Annotated in this window: 22 protein-coding genes and 1 pseudogene; 11 read left to right on the forward strand and 12 right to left on the reverse strand. The window is 68.8% G+C overall.

Annotated elements, in window-relative coordinates; translation table 11 throughout:
* Positions 1-321 precede the first annotated feature (321 nt).
* The 5 genes from GGD89_RS03220 (at position 322) to GGD89_RS03240 (ending at position 4,704) form a co-directional block, all read left to right on the forward strand.
* On the forward strand, positions 322-1,179 hold the full coding sequence (locus GGD89_RS03220; RefSeq protein WP_184042656.1) for an ABC transporter ATP-binding protein: 858 nt from the start codon (positions 322-324) through the stop codon (positions 1,177-1,179).
* Positions 1,176-1,880 (forward strand): ABC transporter ATP-binding protein, encoded by a 705-nt coding sequence (locus tag GGD89_RS03225; RefSeq protein WP_184042657.1) that lies wholly within the window; start codon positions 1,176-1,178, stop codon positions 1,878-1,880. The genes GGD89_RS03220 and GGD89_RS03225 overlap by 4 nt, the downstream gene beginning before the upstream one ends.
* Before the next feature lie 16 nt (positions 1,881-1,896).
* On the forward strand, positions 1,897-2,760 hold the full coding sequence (locus GGD89_RS03230) for a branched-chain amino acid ABC transporter permease (RefSeq protein WP_246422356.1): 864 nt from the start codon (positions 1,897-1,899) through the stop codon (positions 2,758-2,760).
* Positions 2,760-3,800: a branched-chain amino acid ABC transporter permease gene (locus GGD89_RS03235; RefSeq protein WP_184042735.1), complete on the forward strand. Its 1,041-nt coding sequence runs from the start codon at positions 2,760-2,762 to the stop codon at positions 3,798-3,800. The genes GGD89_RS03230 and GGD89_RS03235 overlap by 1 nt, the downstream gene beginning before the upstream one ends.
* Before the next feature lie 220 nt (positions 3,801-4,020).
* A complete protein-coding gene (locus tag GGD89_RS03240) occupies positions 4,021-4,704 on the forward strand; it encodes a hypothetical protein (protein ID WP_184042658.1) in 684 nt (227 codons plus the stop codon).
* A 57-nt stretch (positions 4,705-4,761) separates the two neighbouring features.
* On the opposite strand, the pseudogene GGD89_RS03245 reads toward GGD89_RS03240, so the two are convergent.
* The 9 genes and pseudogenes from GGD89_RS03245 to phaR form a co-directional block, all read right to left on the reverse strand.
* Positions 4,762-5,022: pseudogene (locus GGD89_RS03245) on the reverse strand (transposase); the annotation flags it as partial.
* 40 nt (positions 5,023-5,062) lie between these two features.
* Complete coding sequence (locus GGD89_RS03250; protein ID WP_184042660.1) at positions 5,063-5,635, reverse strand: GNAT family N-acetyltransferase; 573 nt, start codon at positions 5,633-5,635, stop codon at positions 5,063-5,065.
* A 63-nt stretch (positions 5,636-5,698) separates the two neighbouring features.
* Positions 5,699-6,766, reverse strand: coding sequence for an ABC transporter ATP-binding protein (locus tag GGD89_RS03255; protein ID WP_184042661.1), 1,068 nt, complete (start codon positions 6,764-6,766; stop codon positions 5,699-5,701).
* Positions 6,763-7,743 carry an ABC transporter ATP-binding protein gene (locus GGD89_RS03260; protein WP_184042662.1) on the reverse strand — a complete coding sequence of 327 codons (981 nt, stop codon included), beginning with the start codon at positions 7,741-7,743 and terminating at the stop codon, positions 6,763-6,765. Before GGD89_RS03260 ends, GGD89_RS03255 begins: the two co-directional genes overlap by 4 nt.
* 10 nt (positions 7,744-7,753) lie before the next feature.
* Positions 7,754-8,752 carry an ABC transporter permease gene (locus GGD89_RS03265; RefSeq protein WP_184042663.1) on the reverse strand — a complete coding sequence of 333 codons (999 nt, stop codon included), beginning with the start codon at positions 8,750-8,752 and terminating at the stop codon, positions 7,754-7,756.
* Complete coding sequence (locus GGD89_RS03270; RefSeq protein ID WP_184042664.1) at positions 8,749-9,744, reverse strand: ABC transporter permease; 996 nt, start codon at positions 9,742-9,744, stop codon at positions 8,749-8,751. The genes GGD89_RS03265 and GGD89_RS03270 overlap by 4 nt, the downstream gene beginning before the upstream one ends.
* A 490-nt stretch (positions 9,745-10,234) precedes the next feature.
* Positions 10,235-11,107, reverse strand: a complete 873-nt coding sequence (locus GGD89_RS20330) for a cold shock domain-containing protein (RefSeq protein ID WP_184042665.1) — start codon at positions 11,105-11,107, stop codon at positions 10,235-10,237.
* Positions 11,108-11,472: 365 nt separating this feature from the next.
* Positions 11,473-11,943, reverse strand: a complete 471-nt coding sequence (locus tag GGD89_RS03280; RefSeq protein ID WP_184042666.1) for a hypothetical protein — start codon at positions 11,941-11,943, stop codon at positions 11,473-11,475.
* Positions 11,944-12,053: 110 nt separating this feature from the next.
* Positions 12,054-12,842 (reverse strand): polyhydroxyalkanoate synthesis repressor PhaR, encoded by a 789-nt coding sequence (phaR, locus tag GGD89_RS03285; RefSeq protein ID WP_184042667.1) that lies wholly within the window; start codon positions 12,840-12,842, stop codon positions 12,054-12,056.
* A 339-nt stretch (positions 12,843-13,181) separates the two neighbouring features.
* Here phaR and GGD89_RS19910 point away from each other — a divergent pair, with 339 nt between their 5' ends.
* The 3 genes from GGD89_RS19910 to GGD89_RS03295 all read left to right on the forward strand — a co-directional run bounded on the left by GGD89_RS19910 (position 13,182) and on the right by GGD89_RS03295 (position 16,160).
* Positions 13,182-13,610: a hypothetical protein gene (locus tag GGD89_RS19910; RefSeq protein WP_246422360.1), complete on the forward strand. Its 429-nt coding sequence runs from the start codon at positions 13,182-13,184 to the stop codon at positions 13,608-13,610.
* Complete coding sequence (locus tag GGD89_RS03290) at positions 13,552-14,793, forward strand: alpha/beta fold hydrolase (protein ID WP_246422370.1); 1,242 nt, start codon at positions 13,552-13,554, stop codon at positions 14,791-14,793. Before GGD89_RS19910 ends, GGD89_RS03290 begins: the two co-directional genes overlap by 59 nt.
* Positions 14,794-14,987: 194 nt before the next feature.
* Complete coding sequence (locus tag GGD89_RS03295; RefSeq protein ID WP_184042669.1) at positions 14,988-16,160, forward strand: acetyl-CoA C-acetyltransferase; 1,173 nt, start codon at positions 14,988-14,990, stop codon at positions 16,158-16,160.
* Positions 16,161-16,295: 135 nt separating this feature from the next.
* Here GGD89_RS03295 and GGD89_RS03300 read toward each other — a convergent pair whose 3' ends face one another.
* Together GGD89_RS03300 and GGD89_RS03305 are read right to left on the reverse strand one after the other, a co-directional pair.
* Positions 16,296-16,556: a hypothetical protein gene (locus GGD89_RS03300; protein ID WP_184042670.1), complete on the reverse strand. Its 261-nt coding sequence runs from the start codon at positions 16,554-16,556 to the stop codon at positions 16,296-16,298.
* Between the two features lie 268 nt (positions 16,557-16,824).
* Entirely contained in the window at positions 16,825-18,660 is a 1,836-nt protein-coding gene (locus GGD89_RS03305) for a phosphoenolpyruvate carboxykinase (GTP) (RefSeq protein WP_184042671.1), read from the reverse strand.
* Between the two features lie 1,040 nt (positions 18,661-19,700).
* Between GGD89_RS03305 and GGD89_RS03310 the strand changes: the two genes are divergently transcribed.
* From GGD89_RS03310 to GGD89_RS20475, 3 genes are all read left to right on the forward strand, one after another.
* Entirely contained in the window at positions 19,701-20,222 is a 522-nt protein-coding gene (locus GGD89_RS03310; protein WP_184042672.1) for a copper chaperone PCu(A)C, read from the forward strand.
* A 351-nt stretch (positions 20,223-20,573) separates the two neighbouring features.
* Positions 20,574-21,275 carry a response regulator gene (locus GGD89_RS03315; RefSeq protein WP_184042673.1) on the forward strand — a complete coding sequence of 234 codons (702 nt, stop codon included), beginning with the start codon at positions 20,574-20,576 and terminating at the stop codon, positions 21,273-21,275.
* Between the two features lie 4 nt (positions 21,276-21,279).
* Positions 21,280-23,037, forward strand: a complete 1,758-nt coding sequence (locus GGD89_RS20475; RefSeq protein ID WP_343058525.1) for a stimulus-sensing domain-containing protein — start codon at positions 21,280-21,282, stop codon at positions 23,035-23,037.
* 28 nt (positions 23,038-23,065) lie between these two features.
* Here the strand turns inward: GGD89_RS20475 and aroA are convergent, their stop codons facing one another.
* The gene (gene aroA / locus GGD89_RS03325) at positions 23,066-24,451 is read right to left on the reverse strand and encodes a 3-phosphoshikimate 1-carboxyvinyltransferase (protein ID WP_184042674.1); all 1,386 of its coding nucleotides are present in this window, start codon (positions 24,449-24,451) and stop codon (positions 23,066-23,068) included.
* Positions 24,452-24,461: the final 10 nt, after the last annotated feature.

The raw sequence follows: 24,461 nt of genomic DNA on the forward strand, positions 1-24,461 counted from the left end.
TCTCGTCCGAATGGCAGGGGGTCGGGAAAGCGCCGTCCGTCGAAGCCGGTCGGGGCGCTGTCTCCTCCGTACATAGAGGCGCCCCCCGAGGACGGCAAGCGAGCCGGCCGAAGCCGGCGCGCCGCCTGCCCCTTGCTCCCGCGCCGGTGGCCCGGCATGGTGGGGCGGTCACCCGAGTCGGTTGGGGGGTTGCCCGGCGCGCGGTGTTGGGATACACAGCCGCGCCTCCCGGCCGTCGCCGCCGGTGGGCGTGTCAGGGGGGCGATCGGTGGCCGAGTCCGGTTTCCACGCCAGGCCCCAATCGCGACGGAAGGGCGTCCCTTGATTCAGATCGACGGCATTTCCAAGGCATTCGGCGGACTCCAGGCCGTGGACTCCGTCCACTTCACCATCGCCAAGGGGGGCATCACCGGCCTGATCGGTCCCAACGGCGCCGGCAAGAGCACCCTGTTCGCCATCCTCGCCGGGTTCCTGCCGCCGGATCGCGGGCGTGTCCTGCTGGATGGCGAGGACGTCACCGGGCTGCCGCCGCACACCCTGTTCCATCGGGGCCTGGTGCGCACCTTCCAGATTCCGCACGAATTCTCTCGCATGACCGTGCGCGAGAACCTGATGATCGTGCCGCCCGGACAGGCCGGCGAGAGCCTGCCCCACGCCTGGTTCCGGTGGGGACGGGTGAAGCGCGAGGACAGGGCCGTCGGCAAGAAGGCCGATGAGGTGCTGGCCTTCCTGAACCTGACCCACGTGATGGATGAACTGGCCGGCAACCTGTCGGGCGGACAAAAGAAGCTGCTGGAACTCGGCCGCACCATGATGACCGACGCCAAGGTCGTGCTGCTGGACGAACCCGGGGCCGGGGTCAATCGCACCTTGCTCAACAGCATCCGCGATGCGATCCGCCGCCTGAACCAGGAGCGCGGCTACACCTTTTGCCTCATCGAGCATGACATGGACCTGATCGCCCAACTGTGCGACCCGGTGGTGGTGATGGCCCAGGGCCGGGTGATCGCCCAGGGCGCCATGGAGCAGGTGCGCGCCAACACCGAGGTCCAGGAGGCCTATCTGGGCGGCGGTGTGTCCGGGCGCGGGGTGTCGGCCATGACCGAGGCGGACATCGGGCGCGGGCGCCCTGGCGGCCCCGGCGGAGACAACGGCGATCCGGAGGAATGGCGTCCATGAGCCTGCTGACCATCGAGGGGGTGACCGGCGGCTATGGCGGTGCCGACATCCTGCACGGCGTGGACCTGCGGGTCGGGCCGGGCGAGATCGTCGTCATCATCGGCCCCAACGGGGCCGGCAAGTCCACGCTCATGAAGGCGGCCTTCGGCCTGGTCACCATCCGCGAGGGGGCGGTGCTGTTCGAGCGCCGCGACATCACCCGGCTGCGGCCCGACCAGATCGTGCGCGAGGGCGTGTCCTACGTGCCGCAGGAACGCAACGTGTTTCCCTCCATGACGGTGCACGAGAACCTGGAGATGGGCGCGTTCATCCGCGACGATGACATCCGGCCGCAACTGGACAAGATTTATGACCTTTTCCCGCGTCTGGGGGAGCGCCGCGACCAGGTGGCCGGGTCCATGTCCGGGGGCGAGCGGCAGATGCTGGCCATGGGCCGGGCGCTGATGCTGGAACCCAAGCTGTTGTTGCTGGACGAGCCCACCGCCGGTCTGTCGCCGCTGTTCATGGATCAGACCTTCGAGCGGATTCAGAGCATCAATCGCACCGGCATCGGCATCCTGATGGTCGAACAGAACGCGAAACAGGCGCTGGCCATCTGCGATCGCGGGTACGTCCTGACCATGGGGCGCAACCGGGTCGAGGACACCGGCGCGAGTCTGCTGGCCAACAAGGACGTGGCCGAAATGTTCCTGGGCGGTTGATGAGGGGCGAGCGGCCATGCTGATGGATTTCCTGCAAGTCGGCCTGTATGGCGTGGTGCTGGGAAGCATCCTCACCCTGGGGGCCATCGGGGTGTCGCTGATCTACGGCATCCTGCGCTTCGCGCATTTCGCCCATGGCGACCTGATGGCCCTGGGCGCCTACTTCGCCCTGTCGCTGGTGGTGGGTCTGGGCTTTCCGGTGTGGGCCTCGGCGCCCTTCGCCATCGTCGCCGCCGCCCTGGCGGCCATCGCCATCGACCAGATCGTGTACCGGCGGCTCAGGCGGGTGGAGCCGGTCATTCTGCTGATTTCGTCGTTCGGGATCGCCATCGCCCTGCGCAGCATCATTCAGCTGGTCTGGGGGCCGCACAATCAGGTCTACGTCAAGGGCATCCAGATGCCATGGCGGGTCGGCGACCTGATCGTCAAGCCGGACCACGTGTGGATCGTCCTCGGCGCCGTGGTGCTGGTGATCGCCCTGCACCTGTTCCTGACCCGCACCAAGACCGGCAAGGCCATGCGCGCCATGAGCGACAACATGGACCTCGCCTTGGTCTCCGGCATCCCGGCGGAGCGCGTCATCATGGCCACCTGGGCCGTGGGGGGCGGCCTGGCGGCCGTCGCCGGCATCTTCCTGGCCATGGACACGCGCCTGCATCCGGTGATGGGCTGGTCGGTGCTGCTGCCGGTGTTCGCCGCCGCCATCCTGGGCGGCATCGGCCGGCCCTATGGGGCCATCGCCGGCGGCATGGTGATCGGCATGGCCATGGAGCTGTCGACCATGATCATCGATCCCACCTACAAGCCCGCGGTGGCCTTCGGGTTGATGGTCCTGATGCTGATCGTCCGCCCGCAGGGCCTGTTCAAGGGGAACGCGTGATGGAATGGGCGGGGCTTCTGACCTACGGGGTCTTCTTCGTCACCGTTGCCGGCATCTACGCGGTGCTGACGCTGGGGCTCAATGTCCAGTTCGGCTTCACGGGGCAGATCAACATCGGCATCGCCGGCTTCTTCGCCGTCGGCGCCTACACCTCGGCGATCCTCACCACGGCGGCGTCCGACCATCATCTGGGCGGCTTCGGTCTGCCGTTCCCGATCGGCGTGGCCGGGGCGATGGTGGCGTCGGCCCTGGTGGCGGTGGTCATCGGCTGGGTGACCATGCGCTTGCGCACGGACTACCTGGCCATCGCCACCATCGGCATCGCCGAGATCATCCGCCTTGCCCTCAAGAACGAAGAGTGGCTGACCAACGGCGTGCGTGGCGTGCCGGCCATCCCGCGCCCCTTCTCGGAGACCCTGGAGTTCGACACGCTGGCGGGCTTGGCGGGCCTGTTGCCGGACCCCCTGGAGGCCACCGTGTTGGAGGTCCTGTCCGGTCCCCTGGGGGCCGCCGTGTTGGAGGTTCTGTCCGGTCCCCTGGTGTCCCTGGTGGTGGTGCTGGTCTTCCTGGCGCTGGCCTGGTGGATGGTGGAACGCGCGCGTGTCTCGCCCTGGGGCCGGGTGCTGCGCGCCATCCGCGAGAACGAGGACGGGGTGCGCGCCGCCGGCAAGGACGTGGTCCGCTGCCGCTTGCAGGCGTTCGTGCTGGGATCGGCCATCATGGGCATGGCCGGCGCGCTCTACGCCAACTTCGTCGGCTTCATCAGCCCCGAGGCGTTCCTGCCGCTGTACGGGACGTTCCTGGTGTGGGTGATGCTGATCGCCGGCGGCGCGGGCAACAACACGGGGGCGCTTGTTGGCGCGTTCGTGATCTGGCTGCTGTGGTCGGCCACGCAGTTCCTGACCGATGCCCTGGGCGCCGAGTACGCCACCCAGGCCGGGGCGCTGCGCGTGCTGCTGATCGGGGTGCTGCTGCAGGTGATCCTGATCCTGCGGCCGCAGGGCCTGGTGCCGGAGAACGGCCGCAAAGGGCGTCATTAGTGCACTGATCCAGACAAAAGATGCAGTCCGCATTCTGTTGTCTGGATCGGTGCACTCGGTGAGTCGCTGCACACCACCTCAAAAGGCTTGTCCCCCTGGTTCTGGCGATCGCATTATGGTCGTTCCCCACGGACAACGAACGCGTTCCGTGATGGGCCTCCCTGAGTCAGACGGACAAGCCGACAGGGGATACACCTCATTCATATGGTTGGAGGCCGCCATGGTTGGAGGCAGCAGTGCAGCACGCGCCCCTAGCACGGGCACCCTGCCCAGCATGATCCGGGCCGGGGATATCATGATCAAGCACCGGCACGGCCTGGGCATGACGGGGGTCGCCATCCAGATCGGTCAGGTGTTCAGCAAGGGAAAGTCGAAGTTCATCCACGCCGGCATCGCCTGTTCCCCGACGGAAATCATTGAAATGAGCGGCGATGGCCTGCACAGGAACAGCCTGACGGGTGGCAACGCGATCTACACATACGACGTGTTCCGTTGCGGACTCAGTGGTATTCGTGCCGGCGCTGCCGAAACCGCCATCATGCTGTACGAGGGCGTGCGCGCCGGAGGCTTCGACCTGCCTTATACCATCAAGGGCGCGGCCAAGTCTCTCGGCCGGGGGACGGCCGTTTCCTCCCAGGATCGCATCAACATCGCCCTCGACAATCTCCTTGCGGGCGGGTCGAAGGCGTTTTTTTGTTCGGGACACGTGGTGTACTGCTATCTCGTCGCCATGGAGCAGGCCAACATCGCCGTCCAGGGATCGTTTCCCCTTCAGAGCATGCAGGGCATGTTCGGCTACGAAAGCATCAGTTACAACCCGTCCTATCTCCATGATCATCTCAGCAAGAACAGCAACTTTGGTTTCATGGGCACGTTCCAGGGATGCCGATTCTTGCGCCTGTGATCGTGGCTGGAGTCGGAAGAGGACAGTGTTCGATACAAGCAGGTGATACCAGCGGCATCAGACATTGACGCTCGCCCATTGTCTTCTGGTGATTGAGGGAACGACCTCAGGTTTATTGACGAAGGCGTTCCAGGCGTCGCAACAGGCGTCGACGATCTGGTCGTATCCGTCGAAGACCCGATGTGCGAGGACGTTCTGGCGCAGGTACTGCCAGACGTTTTCGACCGGGTTCAGTTCGGGCGCATAGGCCGGCAGGATCAGGAGCGAGATGTTCTGGGGTACGGTCAAGTCGCGGTCCGCCTTGTGCCCGCCGGCCCCCGGTTCCTTGTTGGCAATCCCTGCTCGCCGCTCGCTTGCGTCAGGCGGGCGGCGTGCCCGCGCCAATCTCCCGTTGCATGTACAGGGTATCCAGCCAGCGTCCGTTCTTGCGTCCCACCGCGACGAGGGTGCCGACCACCTGGAACCCCAGGCGCCGATGGAGCGCCACCGACGCCTCCGACCCCGGACTGGTGATCACGGCGATCATCTGATGGATATCGCCCCGCGCTTGGCACCGGTCGATCAGATCCGCCAGAAGGCGCGTGCCCAGGCCCTGGCCGGCGGCCTGGGGGGCCAGGTAGATGCTGTCCTCGACGGTATGGCGATAGGCCGCGCGCGCCCGGAATGGTCCCGCGTAGGCATACCCCAGCAGCGCGCCGGTGGCCGCCGCGCGGGCCGTCAGGTAGGGAAGATGCTGGTCGCGAACGGCGGCGATACGTAGGGCCATCTCGTCGACCGGGGGCGGCTCTGTCTCGAACGTCGCGGTGCCGTGGCGGACATGATGGGCATAGAGGGCCTGAATATCGGCGGCGTCGCGCGCGGTGGCCTCCGCGATGTGGACCGCCGGCGGGGGACGCGTGGTGGAGACGGGGGATGCGGGATCGACGGACATCGACGACTGCTGAGCCTTTGTGACACGAGAGTCAAGACGCGGGCGCCGCAGCGCCTGCTGCCGTCAAGGGCGCATCCCCTTGACGGCGTCGCCGCCCTCAGGCGACAGCCGTCCCTCCTCCGCCGCGTGGCAGGCCACCTGGCCGGGGCCGTCCTGCCGCAACGCCGGGCGCTCCCGCCGGCAGCGGTCGTTCGCCAGGGGGCAGCGGGTGTGAAAGGCGCAGCCCGACGGCGGATCCAGGGGGCTCGGCACCTCGCCGGCCATGGGGCGGCGGTCGCGGTCGGGGTGACGCAGGTCGGGCACCGTCTCCATCAGCAGGCGGGTGTAGGGGTGGCGGGGCCGGGCGAACAGCGTGTCCGCCGGGGCCACCTCGCACAGCCGGCCCAGATACATCACGCCGATGGTGTCGGCTATGAAGCGCACCACCGCCAGGTCATGGGTGATGATCAGGTAGGTGAGTCCGAGATCCCGCTGAAGATCGCGCAGCAGGTTGAGGATCTGGGCCTGCACCGAGACGTCGAGGGCGCTGGTGGGCTCGTCGCACACCAGGAAGTGCGGGCTGGACGCCAGGCCCCGGGCGATGGAAATCCGTTGCCGCTGACCACCCGAGAACTCGTGCGGGAAGCGCTCGGCGTCGGCGGCGCGCAGGCCCACGTGCTCCAGCAGCTCGGCCACCCGGCGGCGGATGGCGGCCGGGTCGTCCAGCAGGCCGTGGGCGCGCAGGGGCTCGGCGATGATGCGGCCCACCCGCCAGCGCGGATTGAGGCTGGCGAACGGGTCCTGGAAGATCATCTGCATGCGCCGGCGCGCCGAGGCCAGGGCGCGCCGGTCGGTCAGGCGGCCGATGTCGGTGCCCTCGAACACCAGGTCCCCGGCCGTCGGCCGGTAGAGCGTCACCAGCAGGCGCGCGACCGTCGACTTGCCGCACCCCGACTCGCCCACCAGCGCCGTGGTGCGGCCGCGCGCGATGTCCAGGTCCAGCCCGTCCACGGCCTTCAGGACCTGCCGCGAGCGGCCCTCGATCAGGCGCGTCAACAGCGGCGGCGAGACGTCGAAGTGCTTGGTCAGCCCCCGCAGGCGCACCAGCACCGGATCGCCCTCGGCGACTGTCTCTTCATCACGGGGACTCATGCGGCATCACCGTCCGGGCTCCGGACCCAGCAGGCCGTGGCCAGGGGCGGCCGGGCAACCAGGGGGGGCCGCTCGGACGTGCAGCGCTCCACCGCCAGCGGACAGCGGGGGTGGAAGGCACAGCCCGGCGGCACGGCCCGGGGCGCGGGCATCGCGCCCTCGATCTGGTCCAGCCGGACCGGCCGGGCGTGCATGGTGGGAATGCACCCCATCAGGCCCTCCGTATAGGGATGGCGGGGCCGGTTGACCAGGTCGTCGACCGGCCCGGTCTCGACCAGTCGGCCGGCGTACATCACCGCCACGCGATCGGCGGTCTCGGCGATCACCCCCATGTCGTGGGTGATCAGCATCACCGCCGTGCCGTGCTCCCGGCACAGGCGCTTCAGCAAGGCGGTGATCTGCGCCTGAATGGAGACATCCAGGGCGGTGGTGGGCTCGTCGGCGATGATCAGACGCGGGTTGGCGCACAACGCCAGCGCGATCACCACCCGCTGGCGCATGCCGCCCGAGAACTGGTGCGGCCAGGCATCCAGGCGGTCGGCGGCCGCCGGAATGCCCACCTCGCCCAGCAGCTCCAGCGCCCGCGCGCGGGCCTGCTTCTCGGTCATGTCCAGGTGGGTTCGGATGGTCTCGGTCAACTGGCGCCCCACGGTGTAGAGCGGGTTGAGGCTGGTCAACGGATCCTGGAACACCGCGCCGATGCGCCGACCGCGCACCCGACGCCATTGGTCCCCTGAGAGGGTGTCCAGCCGCTCGCCCTCCAGATGGACGGTGCCGTCGACGATGCGGCCGGGCGGTTCAAGGAGGCCGATGATGGCCGCCCCGGTCTGGGACTTGCCGGCGCCGGACTCACCGACGACCCCCAGCACCTCGCCGGGCACGATGTCCAGCGACACGCCGTCCACCACGCGCAGGGCACCGCGCCGGGTGGGGAACTCGACGATCAGGTCACGGACGCTCAGAAGAGACTCGGTCATGCCCTGTCCCTCACCGCAGCTTGGGGTTCAGGGCGTCGCGCAACCAGTCGCCCAGCAGGTTGACCGACAGCACCAGCAGCACCAGGGCGAGGCCCGGGAACACCGTGATCCACCACTCGCCGGAGAACAGGAAGTCGTTGCCGATGCGGATCAGCGTGCCCAGGGACGGCTCGGTGGGGGGCAGGCCCACGCCCAGGAAGGACAGCGTGGCCTCGGTGATGACGGCCACCGCCAGATGAATGGTGGCGATCACCAGCACCGGCCCCATGACGTTGGGCAGCACGTGGCGCAGCGCGATCAATCCCGGATGCAGGCCCATGATGATGGCGGCCATCACGTACTCGCGATTCTTCTCCACCATGGTGGAGCCTCGCACGGTGCGCGCGTACTGCACCCATCCCGACACACCGATGGCGAAGATGATCACATAGATCGCCATGTCGTGATGGAGGTCGCGCGGCAGCAGGCCCCGGGCCACGCCATCCACCAGGAGGGCGATCAGGATGGCCGGAAACGAGAGCTGCACATCGGCCACGCGCATGATCAGCGCGTCCACCCAGCCGCCGGCATAGCCGGCCAGCAGGCCCAGGCCCACGCCCAGGAGCATGGCGAACACCACCGACGCCGCGCCCACGGCCAGGGAGATGCGCATGCCATAGAGAATCGCCGACAGCAGGTCGCGGCCCTGGTCGTCGGTCCCCAGCGGGAACACGGACTCGCCGCCCTCCGCCCACATCGGCGGCGTGAAGGCGGCCATCAGGTCCAGGGTTTCCAGCGCGAACGGGTCGGTGGGCGCGACCAGCGGCGCGGCCAGCGACGCGCCGATCAGCAGCACGGCCACCAGCGCGGCCACCAGCGTCACCGGAGACCGCCGGAAGGAGTAGAAGACGTCGGAGTCCAGGGCCCGGACTAGCGCGCCCGTCACGCCGGTCCGACGCGGCGCCGCCAGGTCGGAGGACGCCGGCACCACGGGTTCGCCGGTCGTGGGCCGGGCGCGAGGGCGCGTCATCGGCCCCCCCCGCCACCGACGGCGCCGCCACCGATGCGCAGGCGCGGATCGACGATCACGTACAGAATGTCCACCACCAGATTGATCATCACGAACAGAGCCGCCACCAGCACCAGATAGGCGGCCATCACCGGGATATCCACGAACTCGATCGCCTGCATGAACAGAAGGCCCATGCCGGGCCACTGGAACACGGTCTCGGTGATGATGGCGAAGGCGATCACGCTGCCCAACTGCAAGCCGGTGATGGTGATCACCGGCACCAGGGTGTTCTTGAGGGCGTGACCGAAGTTGACGGCCCGCGCCGACAGGCCGCGCGCGCGGGCGAACTTGATGTAGTCGGTCCGCAGCACCTCCAGCATCTCGGCGCGCACCAGACGCATGATCAGGGTCATCTGGAACAGGCCCAGGGTGATGGCCGGCAGGACCATGGCCTTGAGGCCGCTGGCCGTAAGGAATCCGGTGGACCACCAGCCGATCTGCACGACCTCGCCGCGTCCGAAGGACGGCATCCAGCCCAGCCAGACGGCGAACACAAGGATCAGCAGGATCCCGATCAGGAAGGTGGGCAGCGAGATCCCGATCAGGGAGATGGTGAGGAACGCCTTGGCCAGCCAGCTCTGACGCCAGAGCGCGGTGTGGATGCCCATGGGCACGCCCACCAGCAGGGCGAACACACCGGCGGCGAACGACAGTTCCAGCGTGGCCGGCGCGCGTTCCACCAGCAGGTCGGCGACCGGCCGGCCATGACGGTAGGACAGACCGAAGTCGCCCTGGACCGCGTTGCCCACGAAGCGGAGGAACTGGACGGGCGCCGGATCGTTGAGGCCGAGATCCTCGCGCAGGCGCTCGCGGTCCTCGAAGCTGGTGTCCTGGCCGACCATGTTGTTGATCGGATCGCCCACGTAGGCGAACAGCGCGAAGCCGACCAGGGCCACCACCACCATGACCAACACCGATTGCAGCAGGCGACGGACGATGAAGGTGGCCATGGGCGCTCCCGGCGATGATCGGACAGGGGTCCGGGGACAGGGCCGGGGGCACCCCCCCGACGCTTCGTCGGACGGTCATACCATGACTGCGGGGGGCGCTGTCATCCAGTCAAACGCCAAGGCCCCCGTCCCAAGACAAGACCGGGATCTTTGGGCGTGGCGCGACGGTGGACACCATTTCGACGCGTTCGATGGTTGCCGCGCGTTGCGTGCATGGTTGCTGTCTTGGGGCCGCCTCGCCGGGGTCCGGCAGGCTCTGGTCATCGTCTGTCCCGTCGCGATCAGCCGGCGCGCCGCGGCATCGCGGTTTTCAAGATGTCTTTAGGTTTCTTTACGGGTCCGGCGCTTCCATTTCGAGAGCCCGGTGCCGGACGAACGCCGTCATGGAGCCCCTCGGCCCCATGACGTTCCTTCCCGGTGCGGATCCTGTGCCCCGACCCCGCGTCTCGTGTCGTATCCGGTACCCGCAGCCGGCCCGCGAGGCGCCGCCTCAGACCTGAGCCCCGACCACGCGCGGTTGGCTGGCGGTTTCCGAGAGGATGTGCGCGGTCACCCACGCGCGCAGGAACTCGGCCATCTCCTCGGTGAAGCGCGGCGGCCGCGCCTCGGCAAGGCTGCGTTCGCGGAAGTCGATCATGTCCTTGACCCAGCGCCAGCGACTGCCGGCCAGGGGTTCTCCGGGACCATAGGCCCAGCGGGTATCCTCGCGGCTGAGGTGGATCACCGTGGCGCTGATCACACGGTCGAACAGCCGTGCCACGTCCTCGCGTCCGGCGTTGGCGGCCCAGCGATCGTGCAGGGTATTGACCAGGGCGATGAGTTCCCGATGTTCGGTATCCGATTCGGCGTCGCCCACCCCATAGGCGGCGCGCCAGCGGAGCAACGGACCCGCCGGGCGCTCCGGCTCCGCCACCACCGCGATCCGGTCGGCCTGGAGCCCCTTGGGGCCGGTGCTGACCTCCATCACCACCGACTGACCCTCGGCCAGGTCGAACAGGCCGCATTGCTCCAGCGTGCGCACGTGGACGAACACGTCTGCCTCGTCGCCGTCCCGGGTCACGAAGCCAAAGCCCTTGTAGGCATTGAAGAACTTCACGACACCGTTCTCGCCGTGGGCGATCTGGCCGGGATCGGGGATGGGAGAGGTCTCGGGCAGCGACAGCACGGCGTCGATGGTCTGCACCTCCCAGCCCTTGGGACCTTGCATCAAGGTGCAGTCCAGGCGCGCGCCTTCCGGCAGCCGGTCGAGCCCATAGGCTTCCACCGCCGACACATGCAGGAAGGCGTCTGGATCCCCGTCATCCGGGCGAACGAAGCCAAAGCCTTTTTTGGGGTTGTACCACTTGACGGCTACTTGCACCATTAGTTGTCCCCCTCCGCCCAAAATTTCTGCGTTCTATTCCCCAAACGCTCAACAACTATGCAAGGGCGTCTCTCTCTCTGACAACCCCGCCAGCCGATCGCGTCCGGACTTTTTTCCCGGACTTGGTGCGCAAGCCCCTGTCCGGTTCGGAAACTTCATCCATTCGAGGGGATTGCCGGGCATCCACCGGGTCCCCAACGCCGCCGCCATCATCGATGGCAGCCGGGGTTTCTCACCCACAGAGAGCGCCATTTTCTTGGGGCTCGCCTTGCGGTATCCGCGACTCGGGACCAGCACCGTCCCGCCGCCGTTCCACCGCTCTCGTCCGCACGATCCGACCCCGACCGACCCAAGGGACACCAGGATCAGAACGTCAGCGGCACCGTTACACGACTGTCCGGGATCGCCGCCGTCCGACATCTCATGCCACGTCCGGCACCATCCGCGCATTGCGGAAAGTCGAGAATCGTCAGACTTCCGACACCGGCGCACCCGGTGTCAAGAACCGGAAAGGTCGCCATGGTGGTTTTCCCCGGCGGCAAGGGCATGGCCAACACCGACACCCGCCGTACCACGACCCCCTGGGGATCGTGGACCAGAAGCCGCATCGCGAAGGTGCGCACCCACGCCGTCGACCGGTTGCCGATCCGCATCGTGGCCAGGCACGGCGCTCCGGCCTTCGGGTCATCGGGCCGACGGGGTCCAGCCACCAGGGCGTCCAGCGTCAGGGTCAGGTCGCCCGCCGCCAACACCGGCCCCGCCTCCGCCGCGCCAGCGGATGCCGCCACCGTCGGGCCGGCGCAGGACACGCCAAGCCCGACGGCCACCACCCACATCACTATGGCGGCGACGGTTAACCGTCGCCCACCTGTTCGTCGCCCACATGTCCCTCGCCGCGCCGCCGTCCGCGTATCCGAACCGGGCCGACGGCGGCCTGCCATGGACGTCAGGATCCAGAGGCCCGCGACGCGGGATCGGCGCCGGTGCCGACACCATTGCCAGACTCGCCCGTCTTGGAGCCCTTACCACCCCCCGGGTCGCCCGCCTGGGCGTCGTCACCGCCGGCCCTGTCGCGCTCGCTCATCAGGCGATCCAGCTTACGCTGCATTTCCGCCATCTGGCGCTTCATGGCCTGCACGTCCTCGGCATCGCCCGCCGCGCGCCGGGCGTCGGCCTCGACCGACGCCGACCGTGGCTCGGACGCGCCGGTGGCCGGCCGGCCCGGCGGAAAACCGGGCATCATGGGGTTTCCCTCAAAGGGCGCGAACATCTTCATGGCGCTTTCAAAGAACGCCATGTTCTGCTTGTTCACCTCTTCCATTTTCTGGATGGGGAACAGGCCATCGAAGGCGTTCTGCATCACCAGGCGCATCTGCTCCTGATTGCGCGCGAACGCCTGCATGGAGTGGTCCAGGTACTGCGGAACCACGCTCCCGAGGGAATCGCCGTAGAAACTGATGATATGCCGAAGAAAGTTGATAGGAAGCATGGTCTGCTCCGCTTTCGATTCCTCCTCGACGATGATCTGGGTCAACACCGACCGCGTAATGTCCTCACCAGACTTGGCATCGTAGACCACGAAGTCAGTCTGCTCCTTGACCATCTGGCTCAGCAAATCCAGCGTCACATAACTGCTGGTCGCCGTGTTGTACAGACGTCGATTGGCGTATTTCTTGATGATGATCGGGTCGTTTTCGCCGCGTCGCGCGCGCCCCACACCCGTCTTTTCGGTCATACCGTCCCCGTCCCCTTCTGCCCCCGGCCTGTTTCCACGCGCGGCCTGTCCCGCACATGCCATCACCGACCCGTTCGCCATGGCGACGCGGGGTGGGCTTCCTCTCCTGAAAGACTGTCCTCGGCCCGCCGGGTAAAATCCGGTCTTGTGGACAAGTCCCTGCCGGCAGTGTCTGGGTTCGGAGACCGCAATGCAACAAGAATATCGGTTGCCGGGAAGACCGGGGGCCGTCTTGCGAGTCCCTCCGTTCGACCGTGGTCCGCCCGCCCGAAACGGGGGCGGCGAACCGGTTCCGTTCCGAAGATGACAGCGCGGGCCGCGCCGATCTATACTCCCGCCATGAGCGATCCTCCCGACTTGGCGACGCTGGCCCGGCGCTACATGGACCTGTGGCAGGAGCATCTGGGCTCCATGGCGCGGGATCCGGCGGTGTCCGATGCCCTGGCGCGCGCGTTTTCCCTGATGACCCAGGGCCTGGCCGACGGTGGGCCCGCCCGGGCCGACGGCGCCGGGCCCCGCCAACCGGCGGCGGGGGACCATGCCACCAGCGACCAACACTCCGAGCCCGACTCCAAGCCCGACCCCGTCGCCGGCGAGTCCGGGACCTCGGCCGGGGCCGCGCCCGCTGGCCCTGCACCTGGCCACGCAGGGCCTGCTGATGATGAGCTGGCCTCTCGGGTTGACGGCCTGGAACGGCGCGTCGCCATCCTTGAGGCCGCGCTCGGCGGCCTGCTCGCCGGCGCCACGCGCGGCCGCCCCGGGGACTGAGGCGGGCACCGGGGCGGACGCGACGGCGGATCCGGGGACACCCGACGCGCCCTCCACCGAGGACCGCCTGGCGGCGCTGATGGCCGAGGCCCGCGCCGCCGGCCATGATCCGGCCAGCCTGGCCCGCGCGGTGGACAGGGAGGCGCGGCGCCGCCTGGGCGCCTTCCTGGACGGCGTCAGCCGCTACCGTCACCACGCCTACCGCCGGCCGTCGCTGGATCCCGCGCCGTGCTGGCGGCGGGGCTCCACCCTGCTGCGGCCGTTCGCCCAGACCCCGGACGACCCCGCCCGCCGCGACCGCGCCGCCGACGGGCCGCCGGTGCTGCTGGTGCCGTCGCTGATCAACCGCGCCTTCGTGCTGAACCTGAGCCGCCGGCGCGGCTTCGCGCGCTATCTGGCGTGGCGTGGCCTCAACCCGATGCTGGTGGACTGGGGGGAGCCGGGCCCGGCCGAACGTGGCTTCACCCTCAGCGACTACGTCACGGACCGCCTGGAACCGGCCCTCGACCATCTGCGCGCCAGCAGCGGACGGCGGCCCGTGGTGCTGGGCTACTGCATGGGCGGCCTGCTGGCCCTGGCGCTGGCCAGCCGGCGCCAGGACGACATCGCGGCGCTGGTGCTGATGGCCACGCCCTGGGACTTCCACGCCGACAGCGCCGCCGCGCAGGGCCGGCTGGCCGATGCCCTGGCGCCCTGGATCGAGCCGGTGCTCGCCACCCAGGACACCTTGCCCGTGGACCTGCTCCAGGCCGCCTTCGCCACCATTGATCCACCCTCCATCGGCCGCAAGTTCCAGGGATTCGCCCGGCTGCCGGCGCGCGGCACGGCGGCCCGCCATTTCGTCGCCATGGAGGACTGGCTCAACGAGGGGGTGCCGCTGCCGGCCGCCGTGGCCTGGGAGACCCTGCGCGGCTGGTACGGCGACAACGCCACCGCGCGCGGCACCTGGCGGGTGGACGGCACGCCGGTGCGTCCCGAGTCGGTGACCCTGCCGACCCTGGTGGTGATTCCACAGCGCGATCGGATCGTTCCGGCCGTGTCCGCCGAGGCGCTGGCGCGCGCGCTGCCGCGATCGGAGTGCCGCGCCCCGTCGCTGGGCCACGTGGGCATGATCACCGGCCGCCGCGCGGTGGCACAGGTGCACGATCCCCTGGTGCGCTGGGTGCGCCGAATCGCGAAATAAGGTGTCTCCGGCCCAAGAACGGTTTTCGTTACGCCTCGGGATACGTATATAAGGGAGCTAACAGTGGCGTCCACGATCAATCCCCCGATACCGTCCGTGGTTTCCTGCCGTGCCGCAGCGGCGGCGCGGCCGGACGCGCGAACGGAACGGGACGGACGCCACGGGGAGGACCACAAAACAGGAGACGGAAAGACATGTCCGATATCGTGATCGCCGGCGCCGTGCGGACCCCCGTGGGAACCTTCAACGGATCCCTCGCCTCCGTGCCCGCCCACTATCTGGGCGAGATCGTCATCCGCGAGGTCCTGAACCGGGCCAAGACCGAGCCGGGCGAGGTCTCGGAGGTCATCATGGGCCAGATCCTGGCCGCCGGTGCCGGCCAGAACCCGGCCCGCCAAGCGTCCATCAACGCCGGTGTTCCGGTCGAAGTCACCGCCTACGGCATCAATCAGCTCTGCGGCTCGGGCCTGCGCACGGTGGCGCTGGGCTACCAGTCGATCCTGACGGGCGACTGCGATATCGTCGTCGCCGGCGGCCACGAGAGCATGAGCCAGTCCCCGCACCTCGCGCACATGCGCAACGGCACCCGCATGGGCGGGCTGGAACTCCAGGACAGCCTGTTGCGGGACGGCCTGTTCGACGTGTTCCATGGCTATCATATGGGCGTGACCGCCGAGAACATCGCCCAGCGCTGGCAGATCACCCGTGACGAACAGGACGACTTCGCCGCCGGATCCCAGCAGAAGGCCGAGGCCGCCCTGAAGAACGGCCGCTTCAAGGACGAGATCATCCCGGTGACCATCAAGGGCCGTAAGGGCGACACCATCGTCGACACCGACGAGCACCCCAAGGCCGGCGTCACCAAGGATAGCCTCGCCAAGCTGCGTCCCGCCTTCAACAAGCAGGGCACCGTCACCGCCGGCAACGCCAGCGGCATCAACGACGGCGCCGCCGCCGTCGTGCTGATGACCGAGGAGAACGCCTCCAAGCGCGGCGTCACGCCACTGGCGCGAATCGTCTCCTGGGCCACCTATGGCGTCGAGCCCGAGATCATGGGCACCGGCCCCATTCCCGCCAGCCGCAAGGCCCTGGAAAAGGCCGGCTGGACGCACGAGGACCTGGACCTGATCGAGGCCAACGAGGCCTTCGCCGCCCAGGCCCTGTCGGTGAACAAGGAACTGGGCTGGGACACCAGCAAGGTCAACGTCAACGGTGGCGCCATCGCCCTCGGCCATCCCATCGGCGCGTCGGGCGCGCGCATCCTGGTTTCGCTGCTGCACGAAATGCAGAAGCGCGATGCCAAGAAGGGCCTGGCCACGCTGTGCATCGGCGGCGGCATGGGCATCGCCATGTGCGTGGAGCGGTAAGACCGGACCATCGGTCCGCGCCGGGGGGAGGAGCCGATCAGCCCACCCCCGGCCGATCGACGAGGAGGCGGTTTCGCGAGGAACCGCCTCCTTTTTTCATGAGACAACGCGCATCGCCGGGCGCGTTGTCTCATGTCAGCCGCGCCCCCGTCCCGCCCGCGCGCGCCGATGCCGCGCATACAGCACCCCCAACGCGACGGCCGCCAGGGTCAGGGTCACCGGGAACAGCGCCACCAGAATCGGCACGCCCGCCAACACCACCAGCACGCCGACCACCAGACCCATCGCCGGAAACACCAGCAGCACCGCGAACAGCCCGTGCCACAGGACGGTCTGCAGATCGAGGCGGCGGGACGTCGGTGGACGGTCTTCGGTCATGTCGGTCATGTCGGTCATGGACGAACCCCGGGGGCGAGGGCGCGGCCGGGGATAGACCCGCACCGGTGATCCGGCCCGCATGATCCGGCCCGCATGGGCCAAGGGGCCGTCCTTCAGACAAAACCCCCGCCGGGCGCGAACCCGGCAGGGGTCTTGGACATGGTCTTGACCACGATCGTGATCACACGTTTGGCCGCCGGCCTCGATCCGACCGGCGGCGCCCCCGAAGCAAGGGGATGCGCCACCGTCCGGCCCCTGGCCGACACCGCCGCGTGATTCGGTCGTGCTACGCCGACTTGGGCAGTTCCCAGACCTCCGGGGCCTGCTCCAGCTCGGCCAGCATGAGATCCCGCATGGCGAGGAGTTCCTTAGGCACGCGGTCGCCGAACTTGTCGAACAGCTCGGCCTGGGTGACCACTTCCCGCAGCGCCTTGTCCTTCTCGACGCTCATGATGCGGTTGTACAGCGCCTCGTCGAACGGCAGCCCCTTCCAGTTCATGTCGCTGTAGGACGGCACGTTGCCCAGCGGGCTTTCCACCGCGTGGGCGTGGCCGCGCACCCGGTTCACGATCCACTCCAGCGCGCGCATGTTGTCGCCGAAGCCCGGCCAGATGAACTTGCCGTTCTCGTCCTTGCGGAACCAGTTGACGCGATAGATGTGCGGCAGGCTGCCCGCCAGCTTGTGGCCCATGGTCAGCCAGTGCTGCCAGTAGTCCGCCATGTTGTAGCCGCAGAACGGCAGCATGGCGAAGGGATCGCGGCGCAGGTCGCCCGGCTTGCCCTCGGCGGCGGCGGTCAGTTCGGACCCCATGGTGGTCGCCAGGTAGACGCCGTGCGTCCAGTCCTTGGCCTCGAACACCAGCGGGAAGTTGGACGCGACACGGCCACCGAACAGGAACGCGTCGATGGGCACGCCGGCCGGGTCCTCCCAGGCTTCGTCCAGGGACGGGCACTGATTGAGCGGCGCGGTGAAGCGGGCGTTGGGGTGTGCCGCCGGACGGCCACAGCCCGGCGTCCAGTCCTGACCCTTCCAGTCGATCAGATGAGCCGGCGGCTCATCGGTCATGTCCTCCCACCAGACGTCGCCGTCGTCGGTCATCGCCACGTTGGTGAAGATGGCGTTGGCGTTCAGCGACAGCATGGCGTTGGGGTTGGACTTCATGGACGTGCCCGGCGCCACGCCGAAGAACCCGTACTCGGGGTTGATGGCCCGCAACTTGCCGTCCGGCGCCGGCTTGATCCAGGCGATGTCGTCGCCGACCGTGGTGACTTCCCAGCCCTCGTACCCCTTGGGCGGGATCAGCATGGCGAAGTTGGTCTTGCCGCAGGCACTGGGGAAGGCACCGCCGACATAGGTCTTCTGACCGTCGGGGCTCTTCACGCCCAGGATCAGCATGTGTTCGGCCAGCCAGCCCTCGTCGCGGGCCTTGACCGAGGCGATGCGCAGCGCGAAGCACTTCTTGCCCAGCAACGCGTTGCCGCCGTAGCCGGATCCGAACGACCAGATTTCGCGGGTCTCGGGATAGTGGACGATATACTTGTTGTCGGCGTTGCAGGGCCAGGGCACGTCCTTCTGGCCGTTCGCGAGCGGCATGCCCACCGAGTGCACGCAGGGGACGAACTCACCGTCCTTGCCGAGAACATCCAGCGCCGCCTGACCCATGCGCGTCATGATGCGCATGTTGGTGGCCACGTAGGCGGAGTCGGAAATCTCCACGCCGATCTCGGAAATGGGCGAACCCAGCGGCCCCATGGAGAACGGAATGACGTACATGGTCCGGCCGCGCATGCAGCCGTCGAAGAGGCCGTTCAGCGTAGCCCGCATCTCGGCGGGGGCGACCCAGTTGTTGGTGGGGCCGGCGTCGTCCTTCTTCTCGGAGCAGATGTAGGTCCGGTTTTCCACCCGGGCCACATCGGCGGGATCGGAGCGGCAGAGGAAACTGTTCACCCGCTTCTCCGGGTTCAGGCGGATGTAGGATCCGCCGTCCACCAGAATCTGACACAGGTTATCGTACTCTTCCTGACTTCCGTCACACCAATGGATGGCGTCCGGCTTGGTCAGTTTGGCAATTTCATCCACCCAAGCCAGCAACTTGGCATTGTTGGTCGGTGCATCACTCATCAACAGAACCCTCCCATTGGCAGCACGGACATGGACGTCCGACGACAGAGACAAATGCAATTTGGGATCAGACTAGAGACACCGCAAAGGGGTAACGTGCGGCCGGCTCCCGACGCCGGACACAGCCGGCGGCGGAGGACGGTCGACGCTCCCGATGGCGGCCATGCCCACCGTTGTCCCATTGGACCGGATCGTGGAGACGCACTCACGTGTGCGCCCCCTCGATCGGGGCCGGGACGATCGGCATGACGGCCGCCGGGTCATTCACCGGACGGTCGAAGCAAATCCATGGAATCGGCGGCGGCGCCGCTGTCTTGTGTATCGGCATGCGATGCGGATCGATGCCGGCGACTGGCATGGCCCCCGCGCGCGGCTGATCGCAGGGCAGCCCCGGGTGGCCTAGGACGACGCGGCCCGCGTGACCGCGAGCCGGGCGGACCGGATAGTGGGCGCCGAGACGGGGATCGGGGTCGCTGTCAAGACGGCCCATGCGAGTCACGCGGTCATCCTCCCGGGGATGGCGGAGGCGAAGGGGACGGAGCCGACCCTAGGGTCACGCAGCAGCGGGACGGCATCACGATTGATCATCACGGCGCGGATGCGGACGACCGGGGAGGACCCCAGACCCATCGACACGCCGGCGGTGGCGGCGGCCACGATCACCAGCAAGGCATGGGGCATGCCGCCAAGGCCCCCGCCGTCCGTCTCGCCCCACGGGGAATGATCGCGGCCGGATGCCAGCACCGCGCGCCGTGCACCGCCCTGATGCTGGCGTGGCAGGCGTCGGCGGGCAACCGCGGACCCGCAGGGAAATAGTTTCCGAAGCGAAACGCTCATTGACGGGCAGTTTGCCCCGATTCGCCGTCCGGGTCCAGGAAAGTTGGCGCTGCAACATCATGAGATCGCGGGAATCATCGGCACCTTGTCCTTGCGCGCGCGGAAGCGCATCGTAGGCATGCTATGCGCGATACCGTACGTGTCCGTACCATCGTCGCCAAGCCCCCTACCACGCCATTCAGCACCCTTGAAGGAGCCTCCCCATGACTGGTCGTGCCCCCACCGCCCGTGTCCTGGCCGCCCCCCTGCTGACCGCCTTCATGGTCGCGGGGCTCGCCACCTCCACGGTGCCCACAGCCGCCGCCGCCGCCGACGTGACCCTCGGTCCCCTGACCATCGAGCAGCCCTGGGCGCGGGCCTCGGCGGGCATGGCCCGGGCCGGCGCCGCCTTCATGACCATCACCAACGACGGTGCCGCCGACCGGCTGATCGCCGCCGCCGCCGACGTCTCCGATGTGGTCGAACTGCACACGCATATCAAGGACGGCGACGTCATGCGCATGCGCAAGATCGACGCCATCGAGATCACGGGTGGGACCGCCACGCACCTGCGGCCGGGCGGACTGCACATCATGTTCATCGGTCTGCACGCGCCGCTGGAGAAGGGCGAGACCTTTCCGGTGTCCCTGACCTTCGAGACCGCCGGCACCATCGACATCACGGTGACCGTCCAGGACGTCGCCGCCATGGCCCCGGCCGGAGCGGCGCCCGGCGCCATGCATTGAGGGCGGGTCAGGGTCCCGCACGCGGACAGGCGATCCGTTGGCATCCCGTGTGCTCCGAGGGAGGGACCTCCCTCGCGAGTCCCGGCCCTTCGGTCGGCCCGTGGTGACCGGTCGTCCAGCCTCCGCCGGACATTTCCCGGCGGTCTGGCCGCGCCGCCACGGTTTCGCGCCAATCCCGTCCCGGCGGCCGCCACAATGTGGGCGCCACTCTTCGACAAGATGAGGTGAGCGGAGCGTCCCGGGGTGCCCTCGCCGGCGGGGGCCGCTCCGTGCCGTCTTGCGCCGCCCGGCCGACCCGGGCACCCTTTGGCTGGCCCCATGCCCGGCCCCATGCCTGGAAGGACCCGATCCGTGACCAAGCGCATCGCCCTGGTGGACGACGACCAGAACATCCTCGCCTCCGTGTCCATTACCCTGGAATCCGAGGGCTTCGAGGTGGTGACCTTCAACGATGGCGCCGACGCCCTGCGCGGCCTGCTGGCCGAGCCCGTGGACCTGGCCGTGCTGGACATCAAGATGCCGCGCATGGACGGCATGGAATTGTTGCAGCGGCTGCGCGCCCGCGTCGCCACGCCGGCCATCTTCCTGACCTCCAAGGACGACGAGGTGGACGAACTGATGGGTCTGCGCATGGGCGCCGACGACTACATCAAGAAGCCGTTCTCCCAGCGCCTGCTGATCGAGCGCATCCGCTCGGTGCTGCGCCGGGTGGAGGCGCGCAGCGAGGGGGGGCCGGACCTGTCGGACAAGGCCATCGTGCGCGGTCCCCTGGTGATGGACCCGGACCGTCATCTGTGCACCTGGCAGGGCGAGCCGGTGAACCTGACGGTCACGGAATTCCTGCTGCTGCTGTCGCTGGCGCAGCGGCCGGGTCACGTGAAAAGCCGTGACCAGTTGATCGACGCCGCCTATGGCGAGCACATTTACGTGGACGACCGCACCATCGACAGCCATATCAAGCGGCTGCGCAAGAAGTTCCGCGAGGTCGACCCGACGTTCTCGGACATCGAGACGTTGTACGGCGTCGGCTACCGCTACAAGGACATGGCATGAGGCCGTGACACGGGCAAGGAGCGACGGCAATGCCGGGCGGCGGCGGGGCGACGGCCCGGACATCGGCGCCGCGCCGGGACGCCATGACGGCGATCGCGAGCGCGGCCGGCGGCGACCCGTGCGCCGGACGGCGTCCGTGCTGCGCTCGCCGCTTACGCGCCGCATCCTGGCGGTCAACCTTCTGGCGCCGATCCTGCTGGTCGGCGGCATGTTCTATCTGGACAACTACCGCGAGACCCTCACCCAGGCCCGCCTGGCCGCGCTAGGCACCGAGGCCGACCTGATCGCCGCCGCCGTGGCCGAGGGCTCGTTGACGTTCGAGGTCCATCCCCAGACCCGCAGCCTGGTGCCGGGTCAGGTCATCACCCCGGAACTGGCGGCACAGATCGTCCGCCGCCTGTCGGACCTGGCGGGGGTGCGCGGGCGCCTGTTCAGCCTCGACGGGACCCTGGTGGCCGACAGCCGCCGGGGCGTGGGGGGCCAGTTCCAGATCTCGTCGCTGCCGCCCTTGCCGGAACCCGACCCGGTCGGCGACACGCTTCGCCGCGTTCACGATCGGGTGGAACACTCCATCGACGCGGCCGTCGGCATGGTGTCGCCCCGCGCCGAACTGCCGGTCTACCAGGAAGCGGCCGTCCAGGTCGCCGGGCATTACGAGGAGGTACGCGCCGCCCTGGCCGGCGAGCCGGTCAGCACCGCCGTGCGCCTGCGCCCGGATCGTGGCGACAAGATCCTGTCGGTGGCCGTGCCGGTGCAGTACTTCAAGCAGGTGGTCGGCGCCTTCATGGTTTCCGCCGACAACGCCGGCATCGAACAGGATCTGTTCGAGATCCGTCTCGCCATCCTGGAAATCTTCATCGCCACGCTGGCGGTCACCATCCTCGTGTCGCTGTACCTGTCGGGCACCATCGTGCGGCCGCTGATCCGCCTGGCCAATGGCGCGGAGCGGGTGCGCCACGCCCAGGGCGGGCACCTGGACATCCCCGACTTCACCGCCCGGCGCGATGAACTGGGCGAACTGTCGGGGGCCTTGCGGGAGATGACGGCGGCCCTGTCCGCCCGCATGGACGCCATCGAGCGGTTCGCCGCCGACGTGGCGCATGAGATCAAGAACCCGCTGACCTCCCTGCGCAGTGCCGTGGAGACGGTCGCCCGGGTCACCGACCCCGATCAACAGCGGCGCCTGATGGGCGTTATCCTCGACGACGTACAACGCCTGAACCGGCTCATCTCGGACATTTCGGATGCCTCCCGCCTGGACGCCGAACTGTCCCGCGCCAACGCCGAGCCCATGGACCTGGGGCCGATGCTGGCGGCCCTGGCCGACGTGCACAGCCATCCGGCCGCCGAGGTCGGCGTGACCGTGCGGTACCAGGGGCCGGCCAAGGGCCGGCCGCTCCGGGTGCGCGGCATCGATAGCCGCCTGGGCCAGGTGTTCCAGAACCTGCTGGCCAATGCCGTGTCGTTCAGCCCGGAGGGCGGCGCGGTGGTGCTGTCGGCGCGGCGCGACGGTCACTATGTCGTGGCCACCGTCGACGACGATGGCCCTGGCCTACCGCCGGGCAAGGAACAGGCCATTTTCGACCGCTTCTACTCGCAACGGCCCAAGAAGGAGAAGTTCGGCACCCATTCGGGGCTGGGCCTGTCCATTTCCCAGCAGATCGTGGACAGCCACAAGGGCATGATCCGCGCGGAGAACCGCACCGACGCCGAGGGCCGGGTGCTGGGCGCGCGCTTCATCGTCGTGCTGCCGGCGGAGTAGGCCGGGCCGTCCCGCGCCGGACCGGCCGTCAGGCCGTCGTCACGCCCACCCCCAGCCCGGCCAGCAGGTCGAAGAACGGCGGGCAGGTCTTGGACACGCAGCCCGGGTCCCGCAGCCGCAGACCCTCGCCCGCCACCCCCAGCACGGCGAGCGCCATGGCCACCCGGTGATCGTCGTGGGTGTCCATCACGCCGGCGGTAGGCCGGCCGGGATGCACGGTCAGGCCATCCGGGCGTTCCTCCACCCGGATGCCCAGGTCCGCCAGCGCCCGGCAGATCACGGCGATGCGGTCGCTCTCATGGTTGCGGATGTGGGCCACGTTGTGGATGGCGATCGGCCCGTCGGCGAAGGGCGCGATGGCCGCCAGCGTCAGGGTGGCATCGGACAGCGGTCGCATGTCGACGTCGAAGCCGCCCGCCAGGCGCCCACCCTCCGGCCCGGCGACGCTCACCTGTCCCGGAGCGCGGGTCACGGCGCAGCCCATGCGCTCCAGGATGTCGATGAGGCGCAGGTCCGGCTGGCGCGTCGCGGTGCCGACATTGGTCACCGTGACGTGGCCGCCGGTGACCGCCGCCAGGGCAAAAAAGTAGGTGGCCGTGGACGCATCGGCCTCCAGCATCACGTCGGTCGGCCGATAGGCGCCGGGATCCACGCGCATGTCGGTCAGGTCGGTGTTGACCGCGACCGAGGCGCCGAAGGTCGCCATCATGTCCAGGGTCATGGCCACGTAGTCCTTCTGCACCACGTGGTCGGGAATGGTCACATGCACGCCCTCGGGCGCCAGCGGCCCGGCCATGAGCACGCCGCTGATGAACTGGCTGGAGACCGCCCCGGACATGGTCACCGCGCCACCACGCAGGGTGCCGCCCGCGATGTCCAGCGGCGGCGCGTCGGCGGTCAGGGGGCAGGTGATGGCCGCGCCCATGGATCGCAATGCCTCCAGCAAGGGCGCCATGGGCCGGGCGCGCATCTGCCGGCTGGCGTCCAGGGTGACGCGCCCCCCGTCTCCGGCCGCCAGCAGGCCGGGCAGGAAGCGCGCCGAGGTTCCGGCCGAGCCGATGTACAGCCGCGCGTCGGCCAGCGGGCGCCGCCGGCCGAGCCCCATGACGATGGCGGTGTCGCGCTCGACGGTCACTGCGGCGCCCAGGCGGCCCAGGGCCTCGATACACCAGTAACTGTCGTCGGAGCGCAGCAGGCCGCCGAGGGTCGAGCGCCCATCGGCCATGGCCGCCAGGATCAGGGCACGGTTGGAATAGCTCTTGGACCCGGGCAGCGCGAGGGTGGCGGTGATCGGCGCCCGATGCGGGGCCACGTCCAGATGAGGCACGCCCGCCAGGGCCGACCACGGCGACTGCCCGCGTCCCTCGGCCTCGGCCCGGCGCGGATCCACCGGCGCGCTCCCGCGTCCGCTCATCACTCCCCCT

Source organism: Roseospira visakhapatnamensis (genome assembly GCF_014197915.1).
GTDB lineage: Bacteria > Pseudomonadota > Alphaproteobacteria > Rhodospirillales > Rhodospirillaceae > Rhodospira > Rhodospira visakhapatnamensis.